The organism is Microbacterium sp. Cr-K20, assembly GCF_000708325.1.
GTDB lineage: Bacteria > Actinomycetota > Actinomycetes > Actinomycetales > Microbacteriaceae > Microbacterium.
In genome coordinates, this window is record NZ_JARE01000019.1 from 1 (window position 1) to 11,319 (window position 11,319).

Genomic DNA, 11,319 nt, shown 5'->3' on the forward strand with positions numbered 1-11,319 from the left:
CCCCGGCGGGGCGGACGAGGTCGGCGGCGAGGAGCGCGTCGACCCGCAGGGCGACGGTCGACCGGGCGAGGCCGGTGAGGACGGCGAGTTCCGCCTTCGTCCTGGCGTGGCCGTCGCGGAGGATCTGGAAGATCTCTCCGATCCCCGATGCGATCGCCGGAGTCGGCCTGAGAACGTCAACCATTGCGTCAGTAAACCACAGCACTTCGGCGTCTTGCCGATCGACTTCCGATTTCCGTCAGATAACTTTTGACGAAGATCTAGCAAAAGTCTGCAGGTCTGTGTCAGAATCGCCGCATGACAACGGATGTCACTGACACCGGTCTCGGAACGATCCGAGCCGGCATCCTCGGCGGAGGATTCATGGCCCGCGTGCATCGCACCGCGGCCCGCGACGCCGGCGGCGAACTGCGCGCCGTCGCCACCCGCTCCCGCGAAGGAAGTCGCGATGCCGCACTGGCGCTCGGCGCCGGTCGAGCCGAGAGCGACGCGGCCGGTCTGCTGGAAGCGGGGGACATCGACGTCGTGCACATCTGCACGCCGAACGCCACGCACGCCGAACTCGCGCTCCAGGCTCTGAACGCCGGCAAGCACGTCGTGTGCGAGAAGCCGCTCGCGACGACGGCCCCGGACGCGAGGGTTCTCGCCGAGACCGCCGAGGCCCGTGGGCTGGTGGCGGCCGTGCCGTTCATCTACCGCTACCACCCGATGGTGCGCGAGGCCAGAGCGCGGATCGCCCGCGGCGAGGCCGGCGAGCTGCTCACCCTCGACTGCTCCTATCTGCAGGACTGGATGCTGTTGTCGAGCGACGACGACTGGCGGGTGCGCTCCGAGTCCGGCGGTGCATCCCGCGCCTTCGCCGACATCGGATCCCACCTGTGCGACCTGATCGAGTTCGTGATCGGCGAGCGCATCCACGCGCTGAGCGCCCGCACCCGTCGGGTCTTCGCGGAGCGCTCGGGGCAGTCGGTCGACACCGAGGACATCGTCGCGGTGCTGGTCGAGACCGAGTCGGGCGCCCTCGGCACGCTGCTCATCTCGCAGATGGCCGCCGGCCGCAAGAACGCCCTCACCCTCGAGCTGCACGGCTCGCGACAGAGCCTCCGCTTCGAGCAGGAGCGCCCGGAGGAGCTGTGGATCGGCATGCGCGAGGAATCCCGGCTGCTGCTGCGCGACCCCGCCACCGCCGACCCGGATTCCGCGCGGCTGCAGCGGGTTCCGGCGGGACACCCGATGGGGTACCAGGACGCCTTCAACAGCTTCATCGCCGACGTCTATGCGGCGATCGCCGGTGCGGAACCCGATGGGCTCCCGACTTTCGCCGACGGATACCGCTCGGCCGTGCTCACGGAGGCCGTGCTCGCCTCGGCGGCAGACGGCGGACGATGGGTGGAGGTGACGGCATGATCGCGACCACGACCGAACCCGTGCTGCGGGTGGCCGGCATCCGCAAGTCGTTCTTCGGCGTCGAGGTGCTCAAAAGCATCGACTTCGACGTGCGGCCCGGCGAGGTGCACGGCCTCGTCGGCGAGAACGGCGCGGGCAAGTCCACGCTGATGAAGATCATCGCCGGCGTGCAGCCGGCCGATGAGGGCACGATCTCGTATCGCGGCGAAGAGGTGCACCACGCGCACCCTCGGCAGGCGATGGATGCCGGCATCGTCACGGTCTTCCAGGAGTTCACCCTGCTGCCGGAGCGCACGGTGGCGCAGAACGTCTACCTCGGCCGCGAGCCGCGTCGGCGGGGATTCGTCGACCAGCGCGCCATGAACTCGCGGACCGCCGATCTGCTGACCGATCTCGGGGTCTCCTTCATCGAGCCGACCGCACGCGTCGGTTCGCTGACGGTCGCCGAGCAGCAGATCGTCGAGATCGTCAAGGCGCTCTCCTTCGATGCTCGGGTCATCTCGATGGACGAGCCGACCGCCGCCCTCAGCGACCGCGAGGTCGAGCTGCTCTACGCGATCATCCGCCGGCTCACCTCCCGCGGCGTCGCCGTGATCTACGTCTCGCACCGGTTGAAGGAGATCTTCGACCTGTGCGACCGCATCACGATCCTCAAGGACGGCGCGCTCGTCTCGACCGACGACACCGCCGCCCTGACCACGGATGAGCTCGTGCGGCGCATGGTCGGCCGCTCCATCCAGTCGTACTTCCCGGATGCGGTCGAGGGCACGACGGTCGGGAAGGCGCGGCTCGAACTCGACGGCTGCGGCAACGCCTACGTCGACGGGGTCTCCCTCACACTCCGCGCCGGGGAGATCGTCGGCATCGCCGGGCTGCAGGGTTCCGGACGCACCGAGCTGGTGGAAGGGGTGTTCGGCATCCAGGCCTTCACCCGCGGATCGATGCGCATCGACGGGGCGCCCGTGCGGATCGGGACCGCCCGCGCCGCCGTCCGCGCCGGCCTCGCCCTCGTCTCCGAGGACCGCAAGGCGCAGGGCCTCGCCCTCGGGCAGTCGGTCCTCGACAACGCTCTGCTGGTCGTCCGCAGTGTCTTCGCCGGTCGCACCGCCGCCTCCCGTCGCGAGGTGCCCGGCATCCTGAGCTCGCTCGAGGTCAGCTCGCGGGGCCTGGATCAGGAGGTGCGCTTCCTCTCCGGCGGCAACCAGCAGAAGGTGGTGCTGGCCAAGTGGCTGCTCACCCAGCCGCAGATCGTGCTCTTCGACGAGCCCACCCGCGGCATCGACGTCGGTGCGAAGTACGCCGTCTATGAGCTGATGCGCGAGCTCGCAGCGCAAGGGAAGGCCGTGCTGATGGTGTCGAGCGAACTGCCGGAGGTGATCGGCATGAGCGACCGGATCCTGGTCATGCACGACGGAGAACTCGTCGCCGAACTGCCGGCGGGCTCCGCCGAGCACGAGATCCTCGGGGCCGCGACCGGCGCCGCCCATCCCGGCACCCTCGATCCCGGCACCGCGACGGACGGAGGTGCGCGATGAAGCGTCTGAAGATCGATTCCACGGTCATCGTGCTCGGCATCCTGCTCCTGGTGCTCGTCATCGGCGCGATCCTGGTCGGCACCGTGGGGCGCAACTTCCTCAGTGCCGGCAACATCCGCGACATCCTGACCGGCATGAGCGTGCTCGGCCTCGTCGCGATCGGGCAGACGCTCGTGGTGCTCGGCGCCTCTCTCGACCTCTCTGTCACCTACGTGATCAGCCTGTCGAGTCTGCTGGCGGCCACGATGATGAACGACAACGCGGCGAACATCCCGGTGGCCGTGATCGTCACGCTGCTCGTGTGCGCCGGCGTGGGTCTCGTGAACGGACTCATCGTCACGGTGCTCAAGGTCAACGGCTTCATCGCCACACTCGGCGTCGGACTCATCCTGCAGGGCATCCTCAACACGAACTTCGAGGGATCCGCGGGGAAGGTGCCCTGGGCGTTCCAGCTCATCGGCGCCACCGGCGTCGGCCCCATCCCGGTCTCCACGCTCATCATGATCGTGCTGGCCGTCGTGATCTGGGTGCTCCTCAACCGCACCCGCACCGGCGCCCACCTCTACGCCGTCGGCGGCGACCCCGAGATCGCCCGGCTCTCCGGCGTGCGTACCCGGATGCCGCTCATCTGGGCGCACGTGCTCTGCTCGGTGTTCGCGGGTCTCGCGGGTCTGCTGCTCGCCAGCCGCCTCGGCGTCGGCAGCCCGACCGTCGGGCAGCAGGGCGGCTATGCGCTGCTGTCGATCGCGGCGGTCGTGCTCGGCGGAACGCTGCTGCTCGGTGGCCGCGGCTCCGTCTGGGGCACGATCGGCGGCGTGGCGATCCTCGCGGTCGTCGACAACGTCATGAGCGTCATGCAGGTCAACCCGTTCCTCAAGGACGTCGTCCGCGGCGTCGTCATCGTCGCCGCGGTGGCCGTGTACAGCCGCCGGTCGATCATCCGCCGTCGCCCGCGCTTCGGCGCCGGAGGCACCCGCACCGGTGGGGACGATGCCGCGAAGGCAGCGGCACCCGAGATGGCCGCCGCCGCGTCGCAGCTCGCCGACGTCACCACTGTCACCGCATCCGATATCGGCACCGCCACGGAAGGAGGACGCTCATGAACGCGCTGCGCACTCTCGTGAGCCCCCGTGGGGCCGTGTTCCTGCTGCTCGTGCTGCTGTTGGTGGCCGTCACGATCCTCAACCCGAGCTTCGCCGAGCCCGGTCAGTTCATGCGCTTCATCCAGCGGGTGGCGCCGATCGCGATCGTCGCGATCGGGCAGTACTTCGTGATCATCGCGGGGGAGTTCGACCTCTCGCAGGGCTCGCTCATCACGGCGCAGGTGATCATCGCCGGCAACCTGGTCGGTCAGGACGACGCCCGCACGGTGCCGGTCCTGCTGCTCATGATCGTCTTCGCGGTGGCCGTCGGCCTCGTGAACGGGGTGATCACGACACTGCTGAAAGTGCCGTCGTTCATCGTCACGCTCGGCATGATGCTCGCCCTGCTGGGCGGAGTGATGTGGTGGACCGGGGGAGCGGCCACCGGGAACCCGGCCGACAGCTTCCGCGAGATCGGTCGCGGCGGCATCCGCGACGTGCCGTTCCTCGAGTTCATCCCCTGGGCGGTGCTGCTGCTGATCGTGTGGCTGGGACTCGGCATCTGGATCACCAAGCGCCCGCTGGGCAAGACGCTGATCGCGGTCGGCGACAACGCCGGTGCGGTCGACTACGCCGGGGCCCGCCGCGCCTGGGTGACGACGCGCGCGTTCGTCATCTCGTCGCTCTCCGCCTCGCTGTCGGCCGTGCTCCTCGTCGGATACGCCGGCGTGCACCCCTCGGTCGGCCGCGGATACGAGTTCACGGCGATCACCGCCGTGGTGCTCGGAGGCGTCGTGCTGGGCGGTGGCCGAGGGTGGATCGTCGGCGCGGTCGCCGGTGCCTTCGCCCTCGAAGCCCTGTTCATGCTGCTGAACATCGCGGGCATCCCCTCGACACTGCGCGATGCCGTGCAGGGCGTCATCATCATCGCCGCGGTCGCCTACTCCGCCGTCGCCTTCCGGGCGCGGCGCAAGCGCGGCCCGCTGCCCTCGGACATCCCTCCCGAAGAACCCAGAATCCCTGAAACCACCAGTTCCACCAGCACCATCAACACAGAAACCAGAGGAGATTAGCAATGCGACGATCGATGAAGATCGCCACCGCAGGGGTGGCTCTCTTCGGCCTCATCGCGCTCGCCGGGTGTACGACCGACCCGTCCGTGGCGCCGGCGGAGTCGGAGAACCCCGAGGAGACGGCAGAGACGACAGAGTGGTTCGACCAGGAGCTCTTCGACAAGCAGGACGAGGAGCGCGGTGTCACCCCTCAGGGGCCGGAAGACGAGCCCTACCTGCAGCACATCAACGCCGAGATGGTCGACACGGCGGAGTTCGCGAGCGAAGGGGCCAAGAAGGCCTGCTTCGCCAACGCGTCGATCTCCAACCCGTGGCGCCAGACCGGCTGGATCACGATGAACGAGCAGCTGAAGTCGCTGCAGGATGCGGGCGCCATCAGCGAGATGGAGACCCGCGACGCGCAGGACTCCGATGACACGCAGATCGCGGACATCGACTACTTCATCGCCGAGGGCGAATGCGACGTCTTCCTCATCTCGCCGAACAGCACGGCGGCCATGACTCCGGCCGTCGAGCGGGCCTGCGAGACGGGCAAGCCGGTCGTCGTGTTCGACCGCGGCGTGAACACCGACTGCCCGGTCACGTTCATCCACCCGATCGGCGGCTTCGCCTGGGGCATCGACACCGCCGAGTTCCTCATCGACAACCTCGAAGAGGGCGACAAGGTCGTGGCACTGCGCATCCTCCCGGGTGTCGACGTGCTCGAGCACCGCTGGGCCGCCGCCGAGAAGCTCTTCGACGAGGCCGGCATCGAGGCCGTGGATCACTTCACGGGTGCCGACCCCGCCGAGATCAAGAGCATCATCAGCGACGAGCTCGCCAAGGGCGACGTGCACGGCATCTGGATGGATGCCGGTGACGGCGCGGTTGCGGCCATCGAGGCGTTCGAGGACGCCGGAGCGGACTACCCGGTCATGACCGGTGAGGACGAGATGAGCTTCCTGCGCAAGTGGAAGGACACGGGTCTCACGGGCCTCGCGCCGGTGTACTCCAACTTCCAGTGGCGCACTCCGCTGCTCGCGGCGCAGATGATCTTCGCCGGCGAAGAGGTTCCGAAGGAATGGGTCCTCCCGCAGAAGCCGATCACGGAGCCCGAGCTCGACGACTACCTGAAGGCCAATGAGGGCATGCCCGACGGCCACTACGCCAAGTTCGGCGGGGAGAACCTCCCCGGCTACCCGACGGTGTGGCAGCAGCGTCAGATCCCGTAACCGAAATCCGCTCCCGCCCTTCCGCTCCGCACCCGCGGGGTGGGAGGGTGGGAGCGCTTCACGATCACAAGGACAACGATGCCCCGCACGATCGCCGTCAACACCTGGGTGTGGACGTCTCCGCTGACCGACGCGACGCTCGAGCCGCTCGCCCGCAAGGCTCGGGACCTCGGTTACGACGCGTTGGAGCTGCCGCTCGAGAGCATCGGCGACTGGGATCCCGTGCGCACCCGCGACCTGCTCGATTCGCTCGGGCTCGGCGCGATCGTGGTCGGGGCGATGGGCCCCGGACGCTCGCTGGTCGCCCGTGCCGGCGATGTCGCCGCGACGCAGACGTACCTGCGGGCGTGCATCGCGGCGGCGCAGACGCTCGGGGCCGGAGTCGTGGCCGGCCCCTTCTACGCGCCGACCGGCGTGACCTGGCGGATGGATGCCGACGAGCGGGCGGCGGTCGTGGGGGAGCTGCGGGAGAACCTCGCGCCCCTCGTCGCCGAGGCCGCAGAGGCGGGCATCACCCTCGCGATCGAGCCGCTGAACCGCTACGAGACGAGCCTGCTCAACACGGTCGAGCAGAGCCTCGATGCGCTCGGCCCGCTGCTGGGTGCGGGACTCGGACTCGCACTCGACACGTATCACCTCAACATCGAGGAGAAGAAGCCCGTCGAGGCGATCCGGGCCGCCGGCGCCGCGATCGCCCACGTGCAGGTGTGCGGCAGCGACCGTGGGGCCGTCGGCGACGACCACACCGACTGGCCGGGGATCCTCGCGGCCCTCGACGACGCCGGCTATCGCGGCCCGCTGGGGCTGGAGAGCTTCACAGGAGAGAACGCCACCATCGCGGTCGCGGCTTCGGTGTGGCGACCCCTCGCCCCGAGCCAGGACGAACTCGCCGCACGCAGCATCGCTGCCCTCAGGGCTTTCGATACGAAGGAGTATCCATGAGCACGCATCCGGTCACCCTCTTCACCGGTCAATGGGCGGACCTGCCGTTCGAGGAGGTCGCCCGCCTCGCTGCGGAGTGGGGGTATGACGGGCTCGAGGTCGCCGCGTCCGGTGACCACCTCGACCTGCGACGCGCCGACGAAGACGACGCCTACGTGGCCTCGCGCCGGGAGATCCTCGACCGGCACGGCCTGAAGATCTTCGCGATCTCGAATCATCTCGCCGGTCAAGCCGTGTGCGATGCGCCGATCGACTTCCGACACCAGGCGATCCTGCGCGAGTACGTCTGGGGCGACGGTGAGGCGGAGGGCGTGCGGCAGCGGGCGGCCGAGGACATGAAGCGGGCTGCCCGCGTCGCGCGCAAGCTCGACATCGATACCGTGGTCGGCTTCACCGGCTCCTCGATCTGGCCGTATCTGGCGATGTTCCCGCCGGTTCCGGCATCCGTCATCGAGGGCGGGTTCGAGGACTTCGCGGCCCGGTGGAACCCGATCCTCGACGTGTTCGATGCGGAGGGCGTGCGGTTCGCGCACGAGGTGCATCCGGGGGAGATCGCGTACGACTACTGGTCGTCGGTGCGCGCGCTGGAGGCGATCGACCACCGGGAGGCGTTCGGTTTCAACTGGGACCCGTCGCACATGATGTGGCAGAACATCGACCCGGTCGGTTTCATCGTGGACTTCGCGGACCGGATCTACCACGTGGACTGCAAGGACACCCGGATGCGGCCGCACAACGGCCGGGCCGGGGTGCTCGGCTCGCACCTCCCGTGGGGCGACCCTCGGCGGGGATGGGACTTCGTCTCGACGGGGCACGGGGATGTTCCGTGGGAGGACTCGTTCCGCGCGCTGGATGCGATCGGCTACTCCGGCCCCATTTCGATCGAGTGGGAGGATGCCGGGATGGACCGCCTGCACGGTGCCCCCGAGGCCCTGGCGTACGTGCGCTCGCTGCTGTGGCCGAAGCCCGAAGCCTCGTTCGACGCCGCGTTCAGCAATCAGTGACCACCCCGACAGGAGCCTCATGCCGATCCAGCACACCGTCGTCTTCCGCCTGATCCATCCGGTCGGTTCCGCCGAGGAGCAGGAGTTCCTGGCGACCGGCCACGCCGTGCTCACGTCGATTCCCGGCGTCGGGGACTTCACGATCCGTCGCCAGGTCAGCGCGAAGAGCGATCTCACGCATCAGTTCTCGATGGTGTTCGTCGATCAGAGCGTTTACGACGCCTACGACGCCCATCCCGCGCACCGGGCGTTCGTCGCGGAGCGGTGGGTGCCCGAGGTCGCAGAGTTCCGGGAGTACGACTTCGTGGAGTGAGTTCGATCAGGCCGTGAGCTCGCGCAGGCGCACGAGGCGCTCGTGGCCGGTCTCTTCGAGCTCGGCGATGTCGTCGCGGGACTTGAGGAAGTCGGAGAACGAGCGGTAGCCGAGGGCCTTCTCGCTGAACGAGGGGTCCATGCGGCGCATGTGCGTCTTCACGGCGGAGCTGTGCAGCCACTCGTCGGCATCGGCCTTGTCGTGGCCGAGACGCAGGGCGCGCTCGAGCAGTTGCGTCGCTTCGCCCTGCTCGTCGAGCTTGGGCTCCTCGACCTTGGGCGCGGCCGCCTTCGACCTCGCGCGGCGCGGGGCCTTGGCCTTCGGCGCATCCGCCGCGTCGGCCGCATCCGCCACCGTCTCCGGCGCGGGCTCCGCGACGGCCTCGGCCTTCGCCGCTGCGACGACGGGAGCGGCCTTGGCCGGACGCACGACACCGGGCAGCGAGTCGTACGACTCGAACTCATCGCAGGCCGCTGCGAGCGACTTGGCCGTCGAGCCGGACACGCCGACGCCGATCACGTAACGTCCGAGACGCTTGCAGCGCTGGGCCAGCGGCACGTAGTCGCTGTCGCCGGCCACGATCACGACGTGCGTGAGGTCGGGCAGGCGGAACATGTCTTCGACGGCATCCACGGCGAGGCGGATGTCGGCGCCGTTCTTGGCGTAGGCCGCGGCGGGGAACAGCTGCACGAGGTCGACGGCACGGGCCACGAGCTGCGAGCGGTACACGGCGTTCACGGGGGAGGACCAGTCGGCGTAGGCGCGCGTCAGCACCAGGGTGCCGAAGGACGCGGCGTAGTCGATGATGGCACCGACCTCGATCATGGCGCGGCTGAGGCGCTCGACGACGTCGGGGTCGTTGGGGTTCTCGGTGATCCGCTGCCTGTCTTTGCCGTAGGCGTTGCGCCCGTGCACCCGGTCGTACCAGGAGATGACGATGTTGTCGAAGTCGAGGTAGACGGCGACGCGGGCATCGGTGGTCTCGGCCATGATCAGGCCTCCTCACGGGGGTAGCGGACGCCGATCTGCGCCCTGATCTCATCGAGCGTGCCCATGATGGCGACGCTCTCGGCGATCGGAAGGATGTCGCCCTCGAGGATGCCGTCGCGCACCAGACGCTCGGCGGCGAGGGCCTGGAACTGCATGCCGCGGCCATCGACCGCGGACACGTACTCCTCCTGTACCGTGCCGTCCGGGAGGGTGACCCGGAACGTGGTGGGGGTGTACCAGACCCGGTCGATGTCGATCCGCGCCTTGGTGCCGATGATGCTGGCCGCGTTCGGCCCGGATGCCCGCGAGGAGGAGAGCGTGGTCGAGATCGCGCCGCCCTCGTGCGTCATGACGGTGGCGACCTCGGAGTCGGCACCGGTCTCGATCAGGCGGCCGACGGCGCGGATGTCGGTCGGAGCGCCCAGCATGTCCCAGACGAAGGAGATCGGGTAGATGCCCAGGTCGAGCAGTGCGCCGCCGCCGAGCTCCAGGGCGTTGAGCCGGTGGGTGGGGTCGGTGGGCAGCAGCTGCGTGTGATCGGCGCTGACCGCACGGATCTCGCCGAGGGTGCCATCGGCGATGAGCTCGCGGATGCGGATCATGTGCGGCAGATACCGCGTCCACATCGCCTCCATCACGAGGAGCCCCTTCTCGGCGGCGAGCGCCTGCAGGTCTTCGGCCTCGGCGCGGTTCAGCGTGAACGCCTTCTCGGCGAGCACGTGCTTGCCGTGCTCGAGCGCGAGCCGGGCGTTCTCGTGATGCATCGGATGCGGAGTGGAGACGTAGATGATGTCGACGTCGGGGTCCGACACCAGCGCCTCATAGGAGGGGTGCGCATGGGCGATGTCGAAGCGCGCGGCGAATGCATCCGCCGACTCCTGGGAACGTGAACCCACCGCCACGAGGTCGAGCCCCGCCGTGCGCAGATCGGATGCGAACGCGCCGGCGATGCCGCCGGTAGCGAGGATTCCCCAACGAAGACCAGTCATGGTCTCAGCGTACGGGGTGGGGTGCACATGTCGGACTGTTACACCCCGAGACGTCCGGCGACGGCCGCCTGGTCGCGGGTGCGCGCCCGCTCCTACCGTGACGAGCATGACCGAACCCCTCATCATCGGCGCCATGGTGCGCACCCTGGGGGCCTACCCCTCGGGTTGGCGGCAGCCCGGCGCGCACCGCGATCCGGCCGCGGACGCCGCCATCCTCCGGCACATCGCACGCGAGGGGGAGGAGGCCGGGCTCGACTACCTCTTCTTCGGCGACTGGCTCGCGACGGGCCCCGACCTGGAGTTCCGCGACCCGTATCTGCTGGCGCGCATCGACCCGGTGAGCGCGGTGCTGTTCCTCGCCGGGGTCACCTCGCGCATCGGCCTGATCGCCACGGTCAACACCACCTACGCCGACCCGTACACGACGGCGCGCTCGCTGGCCTCGCTCGACGTGCTCACCGGCGGACGTGCGGGCGTGAACCTCGTCACGGGCGCCGAGCCGCGTGCAGCGGGCAACCACGGCCGCGACGCGCACGCCGACAACGACACGCGCTACGACCGCGCCGAGGAGTTCGTCGAGGCGCTCCGACGCCTGTGGGGCTCGTGGGACGAAGACGCCTGGATCGCGGATGCCGCGCGCGGCGTGCTCATCGACCCCGAGGGGCTCCGCGCCGCCGACCTGCAGGGCTCGCAGGTGCGGGTCACCGGTCCGCTCAACGTCGCCCGGCCGCCGCAGGGGCAGATCCCGATCGTGCACGCCGGCACGTCGCCGC

The 11,319-nt window shown here is 69.3% G+C and carries 11 protein-coding genes and 1 pseudogene; 9 read left to right on the plus strand and 3 right to left on the minus strand.

The features are described 5' to 3' along the window. A pseudogene (locus GZ67_RS19565) lies at positions 1-184 on the minus strand (sugar kinase); the annotation flags it as partial. Positions 185-297: 113 nt separating this feature from the next. Here GZ67_RS19565 and GZ67_RS0103255 point away from each other — a divergent pair. The 8 genes from GZ67_RS0103255 to GZ67_RS0103290 all read left to right on the plus strand — a co-directional run bounded on the left by GZ67_RS0103255 (position 298) and on the right by GZ67_RS0103290 (position 8,567). Continuing rightward, entirely contained in the window at positions 298-1,407 is a 1,110-nt protein-coding gene (locus tag GZ67_RS0103255) for a Gfo/Idh/MocA family protein (protein WP_029262667.1), read from the plus strand. Beyond that, entirely contained in the window at positions 1,404-2,942 is a 1,539-nt protein-coding gene (locus tag GZ67_RS0103260; RefSeq protein ID WP_029262666.1) for a sugar ABC transporter ATP-binding protein, read from the plus strand. Before GZ67_RS0103255 ends, GZ67_RS0103260 begins: the two co-directional genes overlap by 4 nt. Continuing rightward, a complete protein-coding gene (locus tag GZ67_RS0103265) occupies positions 2,939-4,045 on the plus strand; it encodes an ABC transporter permease (protein WP_081859863.1) in 1,107 nt (368 codons plus the stop codon). Before GZ67_RS0103260 ends, GZ67_RS0103265 begins: the two co-directional genes overlap by 4 nt. Next, the gene (locus GZ67_RS0103270) at positions 4,042-5,097 is read left to right on the plus strand and encodes an ABC transporter permease (RefSeq protein WP_029262664.1); all 1,056 of its coding nucleotides are present in this window, start codon (positions 4,042-4,044) and stop codon (positions 5,095-5,097) included. Before GZ67_RS0103265 ends, GZ67_RS0103270 begins: the two co-directional genes overlap by 4 nt. A 2-nt stretch (positions 5,098-5,099) precedes the next feature. Continuing rightward, positions 5,100-6,308, plus strand: coding sequence for a substrate-binding domain-containing protein (locus GZ67_RS0103275; RefSeq protein ID WP_029262663.1), 1,209 nt, complete (start codon positions 5,100-5,102; stop codon positions 6,306-6,308). 78 nt (positions 6,309-6,386) lie between these two features. Then, positions 6,387-7,250: a sugar phosphate isomerase/epimerase family protein gene (locus GZ67_RS0103280; RefSeq protein WP_029262662.1), complete on the plus strand. Its 864-nt coding sequence runs from the start codon at positions 6,387-6,389 to the stop codon at positions 7,248-7,250. Next, positions 7,247-8,254, plus strand: coding sequence for a sugar phosphate isomerase/epimerase family protein (locus tag GZ67_RS0103285; protein ID WP_029262661.1), 1,008 nt, complete (start codon positions 7,247-7,249; stop codon positions 8,252-8,254). Before GZ67_RS0103280 ends, GZ67_RS0103285 begins: the two co-directional genes overlap by 4 nt. A 19-nt stretch (positions 8,255-8,273) precedes the next feature. Continuing rightward, on the plus strand, positions 8,274-8,567 hold the full coding sequence (locus GZ67_RS0103290) for a Dabb family protein (RefSeq protein ID WP_029262660.1): 294 nt from the start codon (positions 8,274-8,276) through the stop codon (positions 8,565-8,567). 6 nt (positions 8,568-8,573) lie between these two features. Here the strand turns inward: GZ67_RS0103290 and GZ67_RS0103295 are convergent, their stop codons facing one another. After that, entirely contained in the window at positions 8,574-9,557 is a 984-nt protein-coding gene (locus tag GZ67_RS0103295) for an NYN domain-containing protein (RefSeq protein ID WP_029262659.1), read from the minus strand. 2 nt (positions 9,558-9,559) lie between these two features. Next, positions 9,560-10,546, minus strand: coding sequence for a Gfo/Idh/MocA family protein (locus tag GZ67_RS0103300; RefSeq protein ID WP_029262658.1), 987 nt, complete (start codon positions 10,544-10,546; stop codon positions 9,560-9,562). 106 nt (positions 10,547-10,652) lie between these two features. Here GZ67_RS0103300 and GZ67_RS0103305 point away from each other — a divergent pair. After that, a partial coding sequence (locus tag GZ67_RS0103305) for an LLM class flavin-dependent oxidoreductase (protein WP_029273760.1) occupies positions 10,653-11,319 on the plus strand: 667 nt, incomplete at its 3' end.

What these genes read in the sequence shown, in the direction of transcription:
- GZ67_RS0103255 (WP_029262667.1), top strand. Translation starts at nt 298, where the DNA reads ATGACAACGGATGTCACTGACACCGGTCTCGGAACGATCCGAGCCGGC.
- GZ67_RS0103260 (WP_029262666.1), top strand. Translation starts at nt 1,404, where the DNA reads ATGATCGCGACCACGACCGAACCCGTGCTGCGGGTGGCCGGCATCCGC.
- GZ67_RS0103265 (WP_081859863.1), top strand. Translation starts at nt 2,939, where the DNA reads ATGAAGCGTCTGAAGATCGATTCCACGGTCATCGTGCTCGGCATCCTG.
- GZ67_RS0103270 (WP_029262664.1), top strand. Translation starts at nt 4,042, where the DNA reads ATGAACGCGCTGCGCACTCTCGTGAGCCCCCGTGGGGCCGTGTTCCTG.
- GZ67_RS0103275 (WP_029262663.1), top strand. Translation starts at nt 5,100, where the DNA reads ATGCGACGATCGATGAAGATCGCCACCGCAGGGGTGGCTCTCTTCGGC.
- GZ67_RS0103280 (WP_029262662.1), top strand. Translation starts at nt 6,387, where the DNA reads ATGCCCCGCACGATCGCCGTCAACACCTGGGTGTGGACGTCTCCGCTG.
- GZ67_RS0103285 (WP_029262661.1), top strand. Translation starts at nt 7,247, where the DNA reads ATGAGCACGCATCCGGTCACCCTCTTCACCGGTCAATGGGCGGACCTG.
- GZ67_RS0103290 (WP_029262660.1), top strand. Translation starts at nt 8,274, where the DNA reads ATGCCGATCCAGCACACCGTCGTCTTCCGCCTGATCCATCCGGTCGGT.
- GZ67_RS0103295 (WP_029262659.1), bottom strand. Translation starts at nt 9,557, where the DNA reads ATGGCCGAGACCACCGATGCCCGCGTCGCCGTCTACCTCGACTTCGAC.
- GZ67_RS0103300 (WP_029262658.1), bottom strand. Translation starts at nt 10,546, where the DNA reads ATGACTGGTCTTCGTTGGGGAATCCTCGCTACCGGCGGCATCGCCGGC.